Annotated in this window: 13 protein-coding genes; 10 read left to right on the plus strand and 3 right to left on the minus strand. The window is 35.6% G+C overall.

All coding sequences use genetic code 11. The features are described from left to right. Positions 1 to 8: 8 nt before the first annotated feature. On the minus strand, positions 9 to 920 hold the full coding sequence (nusB, locus tag LPC21_RS09425; protein ID WP_229318583.1) for a transcription antitermination factor NusB: 912 nt from the start codon (positions 918 to 920) through the stop codon (positions 9 to 11). A 222-nt stretch (positions 921 to 1,142) separates the two neighbouring features. Between nusB and LPC21_RS09430 the strand changes: the two genes are divergently transcribed. Together LPC21_RS09430 and LPC21_RS09435 are read left to right on the plus strand one after the other, a co-directional pair. After that, a complete protein-coding gene (locus LPC21_RS09430) occupies positions 1,143 to 2,921 on the plus strand; it encodes an ABC transporter ATP-binding protein (protein WP_229316920.1) in 1,779 nt (592 codons plus the stop codon). Positions 2,922 to 2,988: 67 nt separating this feature from the next. After that, positions 2,989 to 3,369 carry a PUR family DNA/RNA-binding protein gene (locus tag LPC21_RS09435; protein WP_229316921.1) on the plus strand — a complete coding sequence of 127 codons (381 nt, stop codon included), beginning with the start codon at positions 2,989 to 2,991 and terminating at the stop codon, positions 3,367 to 3,369. A 58-nt stretch (positions 3,370 to 3,427) separates the two neighbouring features. On the opposite strand, the gene LPC21_RS09440 is transcribed toward LPC21_RS09435, so the two are convergent. Both LPC21_RS09440 and LPC21_RS09445 read right to left on the minus strand, forming a co-directional pair. Continuing rightward, positions 3,428 to 4,969: a S10 family peptidase gene (locus LPC21_RS09440; protein WP_229316922.1), complete on the minus strand. Its 1,542-nt coding sequence runs from the start codon at positions 4,967 to 4,969 to the stop codon at positions 3,428 to 3,430. Between the two features lie 153 nt (positions 4,970 to 5,122). Further along, on the minus strand, positions 5,123 to 6,055 hold the full coding sequence (locus tag LPC21_RS09445) for a peptidylprolyl isomerase (RefSeq protein WP_229316924.1): 933 nt from the start codon (positions 6,053 to 6,055) through the stop codon (positions 5,123 to 5,125). A gap of 253 nt (positions 6,056 to 6,308) precedes the next feature. On the opposite strand from LPC21_RS09445, the gene trmD reads away from it, so the two are divergent. From trmD to uvrB, 8 genes are all read left to right on the plus strand, one after another. Then, positions 6,309 to 6,986, plus strand: a complete 678-nt coding sequence (gene trmD, locus LPC21_RS09450; RefSeq protein ID WP_229316926.1) for a tRNA (guanosine(37)-N1)-methyltransferase TrmD — start codon at positions 6,309 to 6,311, stop codon at positions 6,984 to 6,986. Positions 6,987 to 7,110: 124 nt separating this feature from the next. Further along, a complete protein-coding gene (rplS, locus tag LPC21_RS09455) occupies positions 7,111 to 7,464 on the plus strand; it encodes a 50S ribosomal protein L19 (protein ID WP_229316928.1) in 354 nt (117 codons plus the stop codon). Between the two features lie 262 nt (positions 7,465 to 7,726). Then, the gene (locus tag LPC21_RS09460; protein WP_229316930.1) at positions 7,727 to 9,949 is read left to right on the plus strand and encodes an NADP-dependent isocitrate dehydrogenase; all 2,223 of its coding nucleotides are present in this window, start codon (positions 7,727 to 7,729) and stop codon (positions 9,947 to 9,949) included. Positions 9,950 to 10,072: 123 nt separating this feature from the next. After that, on the plus strand, positions 10,073 to 12,454 hold the full coding sequence (locus LPC21_RS09465) for a TonB-dependent receptor (RefSeq protein WP_229318585.1): 2,382 nt from the start codon (positions 10,073 to 10,075) through the stop codon (positions 12,452 to 12,454). A 5-nt stretch (positions 12,455 to 12,459) separates the two neighbouring features. Further along, positions 12,460 to 13,281 (plus strand): DUF4249 domain-containing protein, encoded by an 822-nt coding sequence (locus LPC21_RS09470; RefSeq protein WP_229316932.1) that lies wholly within the window; start codon positions 12,460 to 12,462, stop codon positions 13,279 to 13,281. Positions 13,282 to 13,315: 34 nt separating this feature from the next. Beyond that, complete coding sequence (locus tag LPC21_RS09475) at positions 13,316 to 13,978, plus strand: thiamine diphosphokinase (RefSeq protein ID WP_229316934.1); 663 nt, start codon at positions 13,316 to 13,318, stop codon at positions 13,976 to 13,978. Between the two features lie 36 nt (positions 13,979 to 14,014). Beyond that, positions 14,015 to 14,968 (plus strand): 23S rRNA (adenine(1618)-N(6))-methyltransferase RlmF, encoded by a 954-nt coding sequence (rlmF, locus tag LPC21_RS09480; protein ID WP_229316936.1) that lies wholly within the window; start codon positions 14,015 to 14,017, stop codon positions 14,966 to 14,968. Between the two features lie 80 nt (positions 14,969 to 15,048). Next, entirely contained in the window at positions 15,049 to 17,040 is a 1,992-nt protein-coding gene (uvrB, locus tag LPC21_RS09485; protein WP_229316938.1) for an excinuclease ABC subunit UvrB, read from the plus strand. Positions 17,041 to 17,050: the final 10 nt, after the last annotated feature.

Consider the following 17,050-nt stretch of genomic DNA (forward strand, 5'->3'; position numbering starts at 1 on the left):
TAAACGTATTACATCAAGCCTCTTCCAGCTTTGATCATTTTTTTATTAGCTTGAAACTCTTTGACTAAATTATCTAAAATTCCGTTGATAAAAATACTACTTTTTGGCGTAGAATATTCTTTGGCTAATTCCAAATATTCATTCAACGTAACTTTTACAGGAATGGATGGAAATTTCAACAATTCGCAGATAGCCATTTTAAGAATAATCGTATCAATTTCAGCAATTCGATCCATATCCCAATTCGGTGTTTTGGTATCAAATTCTTTGGCCAATTCTTTCTCGTTTAAAACTGTTTTTATGAACAAATCTTTGGCAAAATCTTTATCGTCGGCATCTTTAAACAATTTAGGCACTCTAAAACTAGCATCTTCAGCTGATTTAATCGCTTTTAATTGTTTAACGATATGAGTATTTACTACCGGAATATCATCAATCCAAGTTAATTTATCATCTTCTAAATACTCGTATAACTTTTCGTTAGGAACAATAATATCAGTAAAAAGATCTACCACAAACTGCTTGTCTTCTTCAAAAGTATTCACAAAAGTACTCATGTATTTTTCATACAATTTACTTTCTTTCAAAGCAGTTAAAAGTAAATTAATATAATCATCATGAATGTTCCAATTTGTAATTTTTCTGTTTTCCAGAGCAATGCTCAAGGAATTATTATCTTCTAATAATTGAAAAATACTATTGTTTACGAATTTATTATTGGGATTGCGTTCTTCTTTGGTAGCCAAATGTTTTTGACTGGACAACTGTAAAAAGACTTTTTCCTTTTTGGCCATTTCAATTAATGAAGATAGCATGATCAGGTATAAATCTTGAATAGCGTCGATGCTGTAAAATAGAAATTTTTCTTGACCTTCTAAATTATCCGAACCGTTTTGGTGCATGGCATAAATGGATTGCATAACCTTAACGCGAATGTGTCTTCTATTTACCACTGTGTAAGAACTTTTAATGAATTAGACTGCAAAAATAGGCATTTCATCCATTAAAATAAAATTTAAATCTCTTTTTTAAACCAAAAAAATGTGTGCTGTAAATCAACATTTTAATCAATCAGTCCTGTTTTTACTGTCAATTATTCTTTTTATTCACCTATATTTGCGGAGCAATATAGCAGCGATCCCATGAAAGAATTAGGTTATTTAAATAAGTACTTTATCAAATACAAATTTAGTTTTTTACTAGGTATTGTAATTACTATCATTGCCCAATTCTTCTCACTCTATACTCCTAAATTGATTAGTAAGTCGTTGGGTGCAATTGAGCAATTTGACCAACTTTCAGACACTCAAAAAGCTACCGAAACTATTTTGTCTGGATTCAAAAGCGAATTAGTGTCTAACATTCTATTGATTATTGGCACCACCATTATCGCTGGTTTTTTGACCTTTTTAATGCGTCAAACCTTAATTGTAATGTCGCGACACATCGAATTTGATTTAAAAAACGAAGTCTTTAGACAGTACGAAAATCTTTCGCAACAATTCTACAAACAAAACAGAACTGGAGATTTAATGAATCGCATCAGTGAAGATGTTTCCAAAGTGAGAATGTATGTCGGTCCGGCTGTGATGTACACCATTAACACCTTCATCCGATTTGCCATTGTGATCGCTTATATGTATAATGTTTCACCAAGACTGACTTTATATACCTTATTGCCCTTACCCATTCTTTCGTATACGATTTTCAAACTGAGTTCAGAAATTAACAAACGAAGTACCATTTTCCAACAATACCTGTCTAAAGTATCGAGTTTTACTCAAGAAATTTTCTCAGGAATTAGAGTAATCAAAGCCTATTCTTTAGAAAACCAACACCAAAACAATATGATTGATTTGGCTGATGAAAGTAAAAACAAGAGCTTGGATTTAGCTCGTGTGCAATCTTTATTTGGACCATTGATGATGGCATTGATTGGTATAAGTAATTTAGTAGTGATCTATTTTGGCGGATTGATGTATATGGAGGGAACCATAAAAAGTATTGGAACCATTGCCGAATTTATTTTGTACGTAAACATGCTCACATGGCCCGTGGCCTCTTTGGGCTGGGTTTCGTCAATGGTACAAGAAGCTGAAGCTTCACAAAAACGTTTGAATGAGTTCTTGAAAATTGAACCTGAAATAAAAAACACCAATCCAAATCATTCTACAATTGAAGGAAGTATTGCTTTCAACAATGTAAGCTATACCTACGAGGATACAAATATTAAAGCAATTCAAAATATTTCCTTTACAGTAAAGAAAGGCGAAACATTGGCAATCTTAGGAAAAACTGGTTCTGGTAAATCTACTATCCTTTCCTTAATTTCTAGATTACACGATGTAACGGATGGAAACATAACAGTTGATGGTAGTGAAATTAGTCAGCTCAATTTATTCGACCTTAGAAACAGTATTGGAATTGTCCCTCAAGATGCTTTCTTATTTTCAGATAGTATCAAGAACAATATTAAATTTGGCAAAGAAAACGCCACTGATTTCGAAATAGAAAGTGCTGCAAAAAGTGCTGTGGTTCACGATAATATTATGGGATTTAATGCACAATATGAAACCATTCTAGGTGAAAGAGGAATTACACTTTCAGGCGGTCAAAAACAACGCGTATCGATCGCAAGGGCCATTATCAAAAACCCTCCTATTTTACTTTTCGACGATTGTTTATCAGCGGTTGATACTGAAACTGAAGAAACTATTTTGAACAATTTATTTGAAATTTGCAAAGACAAAACAACGATTATTGTAAGTCATCGTGTTTCGTCTGCTAAAAATGCAGATCAAATTATTATCATTGACGAAGGAAGAATAATACAACAAGGTTCTCATAATCAATTAATAAATGAAGAAGGCTACTATGCCGACTTGTATTTGAAACAACTATCCGAAAAAGAATTAACATAATTTTTTGGTCAATCAATTTTTTTTTATCATTTTTGGATGTCTATAAACCAATTAATGAAGACGGATTATGAGAGAACATGATATGTTAGAAAAAGAAGAAATATTTTCTAAAATTTTAAGAGCTGGAAGAAGAACCTACTTTTTTGATGTAAGAGCTACAAAAGCAGATGATTATTACATTACAATTACTGAAAGTAAGAAGTTTACTGAAGAGGATGGATCGTTTCATTTCAAAAAACATAAAATTTATTTGTACAAAGAAGACTTTGCTGCTTTTACTGAAATTTTAGGCGATATGACTTCCTACGTTTTAAACCACAAAGGCGAAGAAGTAATTTCTGAAAGACATCAAAAAGATTTCAAAAAAGAATACACTTCAGCAACTTCAGATGAAGAAATAACACCTCAGGTGTCTAGTTTTACAGATATTGATTTTGATGATATTTAATTAAAAATCAACTCAATAAAAAAGCCCAAAATCAAATGATTTTGGGCTTTTTTGTTTCTTAATACTTAGCAGGAACACCTGGCTTAGGTAATGATTTTTGAATAAATTTTCTTAGGTCATCATTTCCTTTAATCAAGTCTTCTTTTCGAAGATACATCATATGGCCACTGCGATACCCTTCAAAAGACATTCTGTCTTTTAGTCTGCCGCTCGGATCCATTTGCCACAAATTGTATTTGGCATTGAAATAATCACAAGCCCCATCGTAATATCCAGATTGTACTAATACATGCAAATACGGATTTTGAGCCATCGCTTGACGCAAATTCTCCCCCGTTTTATCACCCGAATTATCCCAAGGATGAACTGGTCCAAACATATTGTATTTTAAATCGGTTTTATATCCTAAATTATTACGAAGATAAATATTGATCGCTGGTGTAAATGAATGCAACCAAGAAGTTAATTCCGAATTAAAATCGGGTCCATCTCCAGCATCTTTGCGATCTATTCCTTTGTAACGAGAATCTAATCTACCCACAGTATACCCTTGATCTCTCAACAACTCTTTCCAAAAATAATCCAATGGAACATCCAAATTATTTTGCAAAATTACTTTTTCATCAACCCCTGAATAACGAGCCATTTTAGAAGCAATTGCTTTTCTTTCGGCTGGATCTATAAATCCTCCTTTACTCATGGCAGGAATTAATTCGTTAATGGTGAATTGTTCCACTTCTGGCAACATTGCAGTTAAATCTTTGGATTGCAAATCAGCAGCAAGTTTTTTATGAAACCAAGCTGTAGCCGCAAAATAAGGCAAACGCAAAGCAGCTTTTGAAGCCACTCCTCTTTCTATTCCTAAAGTAGTTGGTGAAACTAAAACAACACCATTTAAATACATCCATTGATTTTCTTGTAATTCCAAAGCCAATCCAGAAACACGTGTGGTTCCATAACTTTCACCTATTAGATACTTTGGTGATGCCCAACGATTATTACGAGTTACAAATGTTTTGATCCATTCTGCCAAATACTTCACATCGGCATTGACTCCAAAAAAAGTTGATTTCGGTGTTTCTTTGTTTGTCATTCTAGAATAAGCGGTATTGACTGGATTGACAAAAACAATATCAGCTACATCCAAAATAGAATACGGATTTTGTTTAACTCCATAGGGCTGTACCGGATATCCTTCGTCATCAATATTCAACAAAGTTGGTCCTGTGTAAGCAATTTGCATCCAAACCGAAGCCGAACCTGGACCACCATTAAATGAAATTACCAAGGGACGACTAGCTCTGTCATTCACATCGGAACGCTCATAATAGGTGTAAAATATTCCTGCAATAGTTTTCCCATCCTCGTCCCAAACCGGCATTGTTCCGGTTGTTGCTTGGTATGGAACCTTTTGACCTTTAATAGTAGTAAGATGCTGAGTAATTACTTTTTCATCTGGATTGAATTTAATATTGGATGCCAAACTTTCTACTTTTTCAGCTGGTGCAACAGCTGGTGTATCGGTTTTTTTAGTAGGAGTTTGCGCAATAGCGGTTAAGAAAGAACCGGTGAGCACTAAAGAAAACAACATTTTTTTCATAATAATAGTATTGAAGCGGTTATTTTTTTGATTAGACAAACAAATGTAAAATAAAATAGGAATAAATCACTCTATACAAACCAGTTAAATAATGGAATAAAAAAAAATCCCAAAACGACTGCTTTGGGATTTTATACTATTAAATTAAATGGATTATTTTACATCCATCAACTCTACGTCAAAGATTAAAGTAGCATTGGGCGGAATCACTCCTCCAGCACCGCGAGAACCATATCCTAAGTGTGATGGAATCACAAATCGAGCTTTATCACCCACTTGCAATAAGGCAATTCCTTCATCCCAACCTTCGATCACATTACCTCTACCTAATGGAAATTCGATTGGTTTTTTTCGTGCGTAGGAACTATCAAACACTTTTCCGTCAGGTAATTGCCCTGAATAGTGTACCGATACTGTTTTACCGTCTTCTGCTTTTTTACCAGATCCTCTTTGGATAAATTGGTAACGCAAACCACTTTCAGTTTTTTCAAAACCAGCAGCTAACTTTTCCATTTCAGCTTCAGCAGCAGCGCGTTCCGCTTCAATACGTTTGGCACGAGAACCTTCAAAAGTTCTAAAAGCTTCTACTGCATTCCATTGCTCTGCTTCTGCACCTACTCTAATTATTTCTAAAGACTCTAATAGATCACCTTGAGCCACCGCATCCACAACCTCTTGCCCTTCGATCACATGACCAAAAACAGTATGTTTACCATCCAACCAAGAAGTTGGCACGTGCGTAATATAAAATTGAGACCCATTGGTACCCGGACCAGCATTAGCCATAGCCAAAACTCCCGGACGATCGTGCTTCAAACTAGGGTGAAATTCATCATCAAATTTGTATCCTGCATCTCCAGTTCCAGTTCCTTGAGGACAACCTCCTTGAATCATAAAATCAGGGATAACACGGTGAAATGTTAAACCGTCATAATATTTAGTTCCTTGAGGTTTTACTTTATTTTCCAAATTCCCTTCAGCCAAAGCCACAAAGTTTCCTACTGTTCCTGGCGTTAAATCGTGTGTTAATTTTACTAAAACTGAACCCTTAGCGGTATTGAATTTAGCGTATATTCCGTTTTCCATTGTTGTTGATTTTTATTGATGCGCAAAATTACAACAATAATATAGAAATGACAAAAACTTCTTGGGCGTGCCCTTCGCAATCGCTACGGTCGGGCTATTCGTTCTATCTTTTAAACCGCTCAAAAAAAATTCGCAGTTTAAAAGGATGTCACTACTATCCCTCACGCATGAACCAACTTGTATTAAGATATTCATTATAAAAAATACTTTAAACTTTGTACCTTTGACCCTTCCAACTTTGCAACTATTTGAAATGCGTATAGATATTATAACTGTTCTACCGGAATTATTACGAAGCCCATTCGAAGCTTCCATTATGAAACGCGCTATCGACAAAGGTTTGGTAGAAGTTCATATTCATAATTTACGCGACTATACTACCAACAAGCAAAAAAGTGTCGATGATTATCCTTTTGGAGGTGGTGCCGGAATGGTCATGACAGTACAACCTATTGATGCTTGTATTACGTATTTAAAAAGTGAAAGAGAATACGACGAAATCATTTATATGTCGCCCGATGGAGAAACGTTAAACCAAAAAATGGCTAATACGATGTCCATGTATGAAAACATTATCATTTTATGCGGACATTATAAAGGAGTTGATCAACGGGTGCGTGATCATTTTATCACCAAAGAAATTTCGATTGGGGATTATGTTTTAAGTGGTGGTGAATTAGGCGCTTTAGTTGTATCGGATGCGTTGATCCGATTGATACCTGGCGTTTTGAGTGATGAAACCTCCGCCCTAACCGACAGTTTTCAAGATGGTTTATTATCCGGCCCTATCTATACTCGTCCAGCCGATTATAAAGGATGGAAAGTACCTGAAGTCTTAACTAGTGGCAATTTTGCCAAAATTGATCAATGGCGAGAAGACAAAGCCTATGAGCATACAAAAAATCGCCGACCTGACTTATTAGAAGAGTAATTGAATATTTTTTGTGTTTTTTCTTTAATATTCAAAATTTATATTTAATTTCGCAGCCGCATTAGACCAACCTCTGGCGAGAACCGTGAATGTTGCTCTATATTAAACCATAATTAAAATTATCATGGCAGATTTAATGAAATTCGTTAAAGACGAATTCGTAACAAGAAAAGATTTCCCAGATTTCGGAGCTGGAGACACAATTACTGTTTTCTACGAAATTAAAGAGGGTGAAAAAACTAGAACTCAGTTTTTTAAAGGAGTAGTGATTCAAAGAAGAGGTTCTGGAAATACAGAAACTTTTACTATTCGTAAAATGTCTGGAGCAATTGGAGTAGAGCGTATCTTCCCAGTTAATTTACCAGCTTTGCAAAAAATTGAAATCAATAAGAAAGGTGCTGTACGTAGAGCTAGAATTTTCTACTTCAGAGAACTTACTGGTAAAAAAGCAAAAATTAAAGATAAAAGAAGATTCTAATATCCTCTTGAATTTATTAAAGTCCCACAATGTGGGACTTTTTTTTGACATAAAATGAGCTTAAAATTCTCAATTTAGGAATTTTATCACCCTAAAAATAACAATTTGCAAATAAGGTGTTTAATCCCTTTAAATATTCGTTTTTATCAACCAATGCGACTTATTTTTACATCTGATTTTCCTATATTTGCCCCGCTAAAAAAAACAACGCAAACGTTTTAGTAGCAAAACATTAAAAACATTCGATTTTAAATACAAAATAATGGCACAGAAATCCAAAATTTTTTACACGCTTACAGACGAAGCCCCTTTGTTAGCAACTTATTCTTTTTTACCTATCGTTCAAGCCTTCACAGGAACCTCCGATATTGAAATTGAAACAAGAGACATTTCCCTAGCAGGAAGAATTTTAGCTAATTTTCCAGAATATCTTTCAGATAATCAAAAAACTGGAGATGCTTTAGCTGAATTGGGTCAGCTAGCTACCACACCTGAAGCGAACATTATTAAATTACCTAACGTTTCTGCCTCAGTTCCTCAATTAAAAGCAGCCATTGCTGAATTACAATCGCATGGTTATGCTTTACCTGATTTCCCAGAAGATCCTCAAACAGAAGAAGAGAAAAGTGTCAAAGCAAAATACGCTAAAATATTAGGTTCGGCTGTAAATCCAGTTTTACGTGAAGGAAACTCTGATCGTAGAGCGCCAAAAGCAGTAAAAAATTACGCCAAAGCAAATCCGCATTCTATGGGAGCTTGGTCGTCAACCTCAAAAACTCATGTGGCTTCAATGGAAACTGGTGATTTTTACGGAAGTGAAAAATCAGTTACTGTTGCAGAGGCTACAGATGTAAAAATTGAATTCGTAGGAAAAGATGGAAGCACGTCTGTTTTAAAAGCGAGTACGCCATTAAAAGCAGGAGAAATTATTGATAGTTCTGTAATGAACTTAAATGCTTTAAAATCATTCGTTGCCAAAACCATCCAAGAAGCTAAAGAACAAGGTCTATTGCTTTCTGTTCACTTAAAAGCTACCATGATGAAAGTTTCTGATCCAATTATTTTTGGCGCTATCGTGGAAGTATACTTCAAAGACGTTTTTGAAAAATATGCTGCTTTATTTGCTGAATTGAATATCGATACCCGAAACGGTTTAGGTGATGTTTATGCAAAAATTGCAGGACACGCACAACAAGCCGAAGTAGAAGCTGCCATCAATCAAGCTATTGCAAACGGACCGGCTATTGCTATGGTAAACTCTGAAAAAGGGATTACCAACCTTCAAGTACCTTCGGATGTAATTGTAGATGCTTCAATGCCTGCTATGATTCGTACTTCAGGACAAATGTGGAACAAAGACGGAAAACAACAAGATACAGTGGCAATAATTCCAGACCGTTGTTATGCGGGAGTGTATACTGCTACTATCGATTTTTGTAAAGAAAATGGTGCTTTTGATCCAACTACAATGGGAAGTGTCCCTAACGTAGGTTTGATGGCTCAAAAAGCGGAAGAATATGGTTCTCATGATAAAACGTTTCAAATTGCCGCAGACGGACTTGTTCGCGTAGTGGATACCAATGGAACTGTTTTAATGGAACAAGCGGTGGAAGCAAAAGACATTTTTAGAATGTGTCAAGCCAAAGACGCTCCAATTCAAGACTGGGTTAAACTAGCGGTAAACAGAGCTCGTTTGTCTAATACTCCAGCTATTTTTTGGTTAGACGAAAATAGAGCTCACGACAGAGAATTAATTGTAAAAGTTCAAAAATACTTAAAAGACCACGATACTACAGGTTTGGATATTCAAATCTTATCTCCTATAGCTGCAACAAAAGCAACTTTAGAAAGAATCATTAAAGGATTAGACACTATTTCGGTAACCGGAAACGTATTGCGTGATTACCTAACCGATTTATTCCCAATTTTAGAAGTGGGTACTTCTGCTAAAATGTTATCTATCGTTCCATTAATGAATGGTGGCGGTTTGTTTGAAACCGGTGCAGGTGGATCTGCTCCAAAACACGTAGAACAGTTTACTGACGAAAGTTATTTACGTTGGGATTCACTTGGAGAGTTTTTAGCATTAGGTGCTTCTTTAGAACACTTAAGCCAAACTCTTAACAACCCAAAAGCATTAGTATTAGCAGAGACTTTAGATGTAGCCACAGAAAAATTCTTAGCTAACGATAAATCACCAGCACGTAAAGTTGGACAAATTGACAACCGTGGTTCTCATTTCTACCTAACAATGTACTGGGCTGAAGCTTTGGCTGCACAAGACAAAGATGCTGAACTAAAAGCAACTTTTACTCCAATTGCTAAAGCGTTGATTGAAAATGAAACTACCATCAATTCAGAATTAATTGGTTCACAAGGAAAACCACAAAATATTGGTGGTTACTACCAACCTAATCCAGAATTGACTACTAAAGCCATGAGACCAAGCGAAACATTCAATGCTATTTTAGCAAAAATCGCTTAATCAACTTTATTATATACACTTATAAAGGCAACTAATTTAGTTGCCTTTTTTTTAACGTTTAATTTCATTAAATGTTATTACTTTTAATGAAATTTGTATCGGATTCAAATGAAAAATCAAATGATGATTTCAAAAAAAATTAGCCTACTCTTTTTACTGCTATTATGCAGCTTTTCGCTGACTGCTCAGGAACGATTTACTTTAAGTGGAACTGTTAGCGATAGCAATAGTAATGAAACCTTAATTGGGGTCAACTTATACATCCCTGAATTAAAAACCGGAATAACTACAAATGAATATGGTTTTTACTCTATAACTGTTCCAAAAGGCTCCTACACTATTCGAATAAGTTACATGGGCTACAACTCGCTGGAAGAGAAAATTCAATTGCAACAGAATACTAAAACAAATTTCAAACTCTACTCAGCAGAGAATACATTGAAGGAAGTAATTGTTACCGACACTAAATCCAAAATAGACATTCGAAAACCAGAAATGAGTGTCAACAAACTCTCGATATCGGCAATCAAAAGAATGCCAGTAGTACTAGGAGAAGTCGATGTTTTAAAATCTATTTTATTACTTCCTGGTGTAACTAATGCGGGCGAAGGCGCTTCGGGATTCAATGTTCGCGGTGGTGGTGCAGATCAAAATTTAATCTTATTGGACGAGGCAACTATTTTTAATTCGTCGCACGTTTTTGGTTTTTTCTCTGTCTTTAATCCCGATGCAATCAAAGATTTAAAATTGTACAAAGGTGGCATTCCAGCACGTTTTGGAGGAAGAGCATCTTCAGTATTAGATATTTATCAAAAAGATGGGAACAGTAAAAAATTCAGTGCTAATGGAGGAATTGGATTAATATCAAGTCGTTTGTTACTTGAAGGTCCTTTGGTAAAAGACAAAGGTTCTTTCTTAATTGGCGGCCGAAGTTCGTATGCTCATTTATTCCTAAAACTCTCTGAAGATCAAAAAGATAACGCTGCTTATTTTTACGATTTAAACACAAAACTGAGTTACAAAATCAACCCCAATAATAATTTGTTTTTATCCGGGTACTTTGGTCGAGATGTTTTCAGCTTAGCCAATAGTTTTACCAATATTTACGGAAATTCAACATTAAACCTTAGATGGAACCACTTGTTTTCTAACAAACTTTTTTCAAATCTTTCGTTAATTTATTCCGATTATTATTACGGACTTGATTTGGATTTTGTAGGATTCAAATGGGATTCGGGAATTAAAAATTACAATATTAAATACGATTTCAAAAATTACATTTCAGATCGTTTTAAACTCAATTATGGTATTAATGCCATTTATTATGATTTCAATCCTGGAATCATTAAACCTTCCGACAGTAATTCAGGAATTAACTTTTCACAGCTGGACAAAAAATATGCTTTTGAACCCGCAATGTATATTAATGCCGATCAAGAAATTAGTTCAAGTCTTTCTATTTCATACGGATTGCGTTATAGTTTATTTTACCGTTTAGGCCAATCTGACCTAAATGTGTACGCCAATAACAACCCTGTTATATTCAATCCTGAGCTTCAGATTTATGAGAAAGCAAGTCCAATTGGCAAAACCACTTTCGATAAAAATAAGGTAATGAAAAGCTTCAATTACCTCGAACCCCGTTTTTCTGCGGCCTATCAATTGAACGACAATCAATCAGTCAAAGCGAGTTATAATCGTATGGTACAATACCTTCAATTGGTATCCAATACTTCTTCTCCAACACCACTAGATGTTTGGACGCCAAGCGATGCATTCATCAAACCCCAAATAGCGGATCAGGTGGCATTAGGCTATTTTACAAATTTCAACAATGATCTGTATTCATTGGAAGTAGAAACCTATTATAAAAAAGTACAAAACCGAATTGATTATATTGACGGTGCCGATTTGATCGCCAATAATGCGTTGGAACAAGTTATTTTAAATGGACAAATGAGATCCTATGGATTAGAAATAATGCTAAAGAAAAATGAAGGTCGCCTTAACGGTTGGATTTCCTACACACTCTCGCGTTCAGAACAACAAACTCCAGGAAGAACTAGTTCAGAAAGCGGAATAAATGATGGGCAGTGGTACAAATCGGCCTATGATAAATTACACAATTTAGCGGTAACCAGTTCGTATTTACTGAATGAAAAATGGTCCTTTGGAGCCAACTTTACCTTACAATCGGGTCAGCCCGTTACCTATCCAAATGGACAATATCAATATCTTGGAATAACAATTCCTAGTTATGGATTGCGAAATGAAAATCGATTACCCACCTACCATCATTTAGACATTTCTGCTACCTTAACCCCAAGAAAAAATGACAACAGAAACTGGAAAGGAGAATGGGTATTTAGTATTTATAATCTATATAATCGAAAGAATGCTGCGGCAATTAACTTTAGACAAAATAGTGAGACTGGAAATAATGAAGCGGTAAAAACCTCAATTTTCGGAATGGTACCAGCTGTAAGCTATAATTTTAAATTTTAAACGTCATGAGAAAATTATATTCATTACTAACTATAATTACTTGTTTATCGCTTTTAGGTTGTGAAGAAGTGATTCCATTAGATCTTCAATCAGGAACGCCGAAACTGGTAGTGGAAGCTGCTTTAACATGGAAAAAAGGAACTACCGGTAATATCCAAAAAATAAAATTAAGCACCACAACAGATTATTACAGTGATTCTCCAAATTATGTGAAAGGAGCGACAGTATTTGTTCAAAATAGTGCGAATCAAAGTTTTACTTTTGTTGAAGTACCCAACACAGGTGAATATAAGTGTTCGAATTTTATTCCCGTAATTGGCGACACCTACCGTTTGTCAATTCGATACAATGGAAACACCTATACCGCGCAAGAAGTACTGCAACCCGTTGCTACTATAATGAAAGTGGAACAAAATAATAATGGTGGTTTTGGTGGAAAAAACATTGAATTGAAAGCACATTATATCGACCCTTCGGATGTGAAAAATTACTACCTATACCGTTATACCTATTCTAGTCAAGTAATCTCCAATTTTTATACTGATGAAGATGTATTCTACAATGGAAATGAATTTTTCAGCATCTCTCAAAACGATAAAATTAAATCCGGTGATAAAGTAGAAATCAATCATTATGGTATTTCTAGAACCTATTTTAACTATATGTCAGTATTAGTGAGTATTGCCGGTAATGGTGGTGGCGGACCTTTTCAATCGCCTCCAGCAACTGTAAGAGGGAATATAATCAACACTACACAAGAAGAAAATTTTCCGTTGGGATACTTTTCATTAAGTGAATACGACTCAGTAAACTATACCGTTAAATAAAATCCGCTATTTGTAAAATTAAAACTAGTACACAATGTCTTCACATCACATCGTTCGAGACGACCAAGAGCCTGCTTTAATTATAGCCAATGGTGCCGCCTGCCAACCAGAATTATTGGGGCAGTTATTAGAATGGTCCCCCTTGGTTGTTGTATTGGATGCTGCCATGGAACGCGTGATGGAATTGGACATCAAAGTAGATGTTTTATTGGGTGATTTTGATGCTGATTTTGACCCCGAAAAATACCAAACAGAACAATACCCAATTGACATTATACATGCTCCAGATCAAAACAAAACCGACTTGGAAAAAGCATTTGACTATCTAATCGAACGCAATATTCCAGCCGTGAATGTGGTTTGGGCAACTGGAAAACGAGCCGATCATACTATTACCAACCTTACTACAATTACCAGCTATCGTGATCGTTTAAAAATTGTTCTCTTGGACGACCATTCCAAAGTATTTTTATTGCCCAAAAAATTCGAAAAATGGTATACTGCAAATACATCCATTTCTTTAATTCCTATCGGACAGGTAACTGGAATTCATTCTTCGAATTTATTTTATCCTTTACAAAACGACTCATTAAAATTAGGTTATCGAACGGGAAGCAGTAATCATGTAACGCATGACGGTATCGTAACCATCGAACATGCAGAAGGCGATTTACTTTTGATGGAATGTTTTGATTAAAGCATTCCAAAACAGTTTGCCTATCTTTGCAACGAAATGAAAAAAGAACAATCCGAAAATAGTCCTCAAAAACCTAATTTACATTCAAGAAATCTTGACAATTCGGGTTATCATTTTGACCAATTAATTCAATCTTGTCCGGAACTCAATGACTTTGTGTTTACAAATGAGTATCATACTCAGACAATTGATTTTGCAAATCCAGAAGCCGTAAAAACCTTGAACAAGGCCTTATTAACGAAGCATTTTGGAATAAAAAATTGGGACATTCCTAAAAACTACCTCTGTCCTCCTATTCCAGGTCGTGCTGATTACATTCACTATATCGCCGACTTGTTAGCTTCATGCAACAACGGAATCATACCGCATAGCGAAACTGTGCAAGGTTTGGATATTGGCATTGGTGCCAATTGCATTTATCCAATAATTGGAAATAGCTCCTACGACTGGAGTTTTGTTGGAACTGATATTGATGAATATGCGATTCAAAATTGCAAAAAAATCATTCAAAATAATCCCCAACTAATAGACGCCATTAGTTTGCAATTACAAACTGAAGCGCGTTTTATATTCAAAAATATCATTACATCCGAAGATCGATTTGCGTTTACCATTTGTAATCCGCCTTTCCATAAATCGGAAGAGGAAGACAACAAAGGAACTCTTCGAAAAATATCCAATTTAAACCAACAAAAAACTACAAAAGCGGTACTTAATTTTGGTGGTCAAAATGGCGAATTATGGTGCGATGGCGGCGAACTTAAATTCATAACTCAAATGATATATGAAAGTTCAAAATACCCATTAAATTGCCTTTGGTTTACTACATTGGTTTCCAAAAAAGAAAATCTTGCCTCTATATATAAAACCTTAAATAAAGTAAATGCTGCCGAAATAAAAACAGTCGATATGGCTCAAGGCCAAAAAACAAGTCGATTCGTAGCTTGGACCTTTATGACTGCTGACCAACAAAAAGCCTGGCAATTCTAGATAGAACAACTTTCCTTTCAATTACAATTTTGACTCATTTGTCCATTGGTGTCTTGATGTGAATTAAGTATCTTTACCAAATGAATTTCCAAGTAGTATCAGATTACCAACCCAAAGGCGACCAACCGCAAGCTATTGAAAAATTAGCGCGTGGAATTACTGATGGCGAACAATTCCAAACCTTATTAGGAGTTACGGGATCTGGTAAAACATTTACGGTGGCCAATGTTATTCAAGAAGTGCAACGACCTACTTTGGTTTTGGCACACAATAAAACTTTGGCGGCGCAATTGTATTCGGAATTCAAGCAATTTTTCCCCAACAATGCGGTAGAATATTTTGTTTCCTACTACGATTATTACCAACCTGAAGCATTTATGCCCGTAACAGGCGTCTTTATTGAAAAGGATTTATCCATCAATGAAGAGCTAGAAAAAATGCGTTTAAGCACGACCTCTTCCCTACTTTCTGGTCGAAGAGATATTTTGGTAGTAGCTTCGGTTTCCTGTTTGTACGGTATTGGAAATCCCGTAGAATTTCAAAAAAACGTGATAGCTTTAGAACGCGATCAAGCGATATCCAGAACCAAATTACTACACAGTTTAGTTCAGAGTTTATATTCCCGAACCGAAGCCGATTTCACTCCAGGAACCTTCCGAATTAAAGGCGACACGGTGGAAGTTTATCCAAGTTATGCGGATGACGCTTTTCGTATTCATTTCTTTGGGGACGAAATCGAAGAAATCGAGAGCTTTGATGTTAAAAATGCCCAAGTGTTAGAGAAGTTTGAAAAACTTACTATATATCCCGCAAACATGTTTGTGACTTCACCCGATGTGCTACAAAATGCCATTTGGGAAATCCAACAAGATTTGGTCAAACAAGTCGATTATTTTAAAGAAATTGGCAAGCATTTGGAAGCGAAACGCCTTGAAGAACGCACCAATTTTGATTTGGAAATGATCCGAGAATTGGGGTATTGCTCCGGCATCGAAAATTATTCTCGTTACCTTGACGGCCGAGCAGCTGGTACACGACCGTTTTGTTTACTGGACTATTTCCCAAAAGACTTTTTAATGGTGGTAGACGAAAGTCACGTTACCTTATCGCAAGTGCATGCTATGTATGGCGGTGACCGAAGTCGAAAAGAAAACTTAGTTGAATACGGTTTCCGTTTGCCTGCCGCTATGGACAACCGACCGTTGAAATTTGAAGAATTTGAAGCCATGCAAAATCAAGTGATTTATGTATCGGCGACTCCAGCTGACTATGAATTGCAAAAAACAGATGGCGTTGTTGTAGAACAAGTCATTCGACCAACGGGACTATTGGATCCCATTATTGAAGTGCGACCAAGTTTGAATCAGATCGATGATTTGATCGAAGAAATTCAACAACGCTGCGAATTAGACGAGCGTGTTTTAGTCACCACTTTGACGAAAAGAATGGCTGAAGAATTAGCCAAATATTTGACTAAAGTGTCTATTCGTTGTCGTTATATTCATTCGGATGTGGATACTTTGGAACGCATCGAAATCATGCAGGATTTACGAAAAGGATTGTTTGATGTATTGATTGGTGTCAACTTATTGCGGGAAGGTTTGGACTTACCTGAAGTGTCTTTGGTAACCATTTTAGATGCCGACAAAGAAGGTTTTTTGCGAAGTCATCGCTCGTTAACCCAAACCATTGGACGTGCCGCACGTAACCTAAATGGAAAAGCCATTATGTATGCGGATAAAATTACCGATAGCATGCAAAAAACTATTGATGAAACCAATTACCGAAGAACCAAACAGATTAATTTCAATATTGAAAATAATCAGGTTCCACAGGCTTTGAATAAAAAAATTGATTCGGCATTTACCAAAAACCCATTGGTGGAATACGAATTGGGACATACTTTAAATGTAGCTGCTGAGCCTGAAACCGCTTATTTAACCAAAGCAGAAATTGATAAATTAATTCGCGAAAAGCGCAAATCAATGGAAAAAGCAGCCAAAGATTTGGACTTTATGCAGGCAGCCAAATTACGTGACGAAATCAAAAAATTACAAGAACAAGCGTCTTAATTCTTTAGTT

The organism is Flavobacterium ammoniigenes (genome assembly GCF_020886055.1).
In the GTDB taxonomy this organism is placed as follows: Bacteria; Bacteroidota; Bacteroidia; order Flavobacteriales; family Flavobacteriaceae; genus Flavobacterium; species Flavobacterium ammoniigenes.

What these genes read in the sequence shown, in the direction of transcription:
- nusB (WP_229318583.1), bottom strand. Translation starts at nt 920, where the DNA reads ATGCAATCCATTTATGCCATGCACCAAAACGGTTCGGATAATTTAGAA.
- LPC21_RS09430 (WP_229316920.1), top strand. Translation starts at nt 1,143, where the DNA reads ATGAAAGAATTAGGTTATTTAAATAAGTACTTTATCAAATACAAATTT.
- LPC21_RS09435 (WP_229316921.1), top strand. Translation starts at nt 2,989, where the DNA reads ATGAGAGAACATGATATGTTAGAAAAAGAAGAAATATTTTCTAAAATT.
- LPC21_RS09440 (WP_229316922.1), bottom strand. Translation starts at nt 4,969, where the DNA reads ATGAAAAAAATGTTGTTTTCTTTAGTGCTCACCGGTTCTTTCTTAACC.
- LPC21_RS09445 (WP_229316924.1), bottom strand. Translation starts at nt 6,055, where the DNA reads ATGGAAAACGGAATATACGCTAAATTCAATACCGCTAAGGGTTCAGTT.
- trmD (WP_229316926.1), top strand. Translation starts at nt 6,309, where the DNA reads ATGCGTATAGATATTATAACTGTTCTACCGGAATTATTACGAAGCCCA.
- rplS (WP_229316928.1), top strand. Translation starts at nt 7,111, where the DNA reads ATGGCAGATTTAATGAAATTCGTTAAAGACGAATTCGTAACAAGAAAA.
- LPC21_RS09460 (WP_229316930.1), top strand. Translation starts at nt 7,727, where the DNA reads ATGGCACAGAAATCCAAAATTTTTTACACGCTTACAGACGAAGCCCCT.
- LPC21_RS09465 (WP_229318585.1), top strand. Translation starts at nt 10,073, where the DNA reads ATGATTTCAAAAAAAATTAGCCTACTCTTTTTACTGCTATTATGCAGC.
- LPC21_RS09470 (WP_229316932.1), top strand. Translation starts at nt 12,460, where the DNA reads ATGAGAAAATTATATTCATTACTAACTATAATTACTTGTTTATCGCTT.
- LPC21_RS09475 (WP_229316934.1), top strand. Translation starts at nt 13,316, where the DNA reads ATGTCTTCACATCACATCGTTCGAGACGACCAAGAGCCTGCTTTAATT.
- rlmF (WP_229316936.1), top strand. Translation starts at nt 14,015, where the DNA reads ATGAAAAAAGAACAATCCGAAAATAGTCCTCAAAAACCTAATTTACAT.
- uvrB (WP_229316938.1), top strand. Translation starts at nt 15,049, where the DNA reads ATGAATTTCCAAGTAGTATCAGATTACCAACCCAAAGGCGACCAACCG.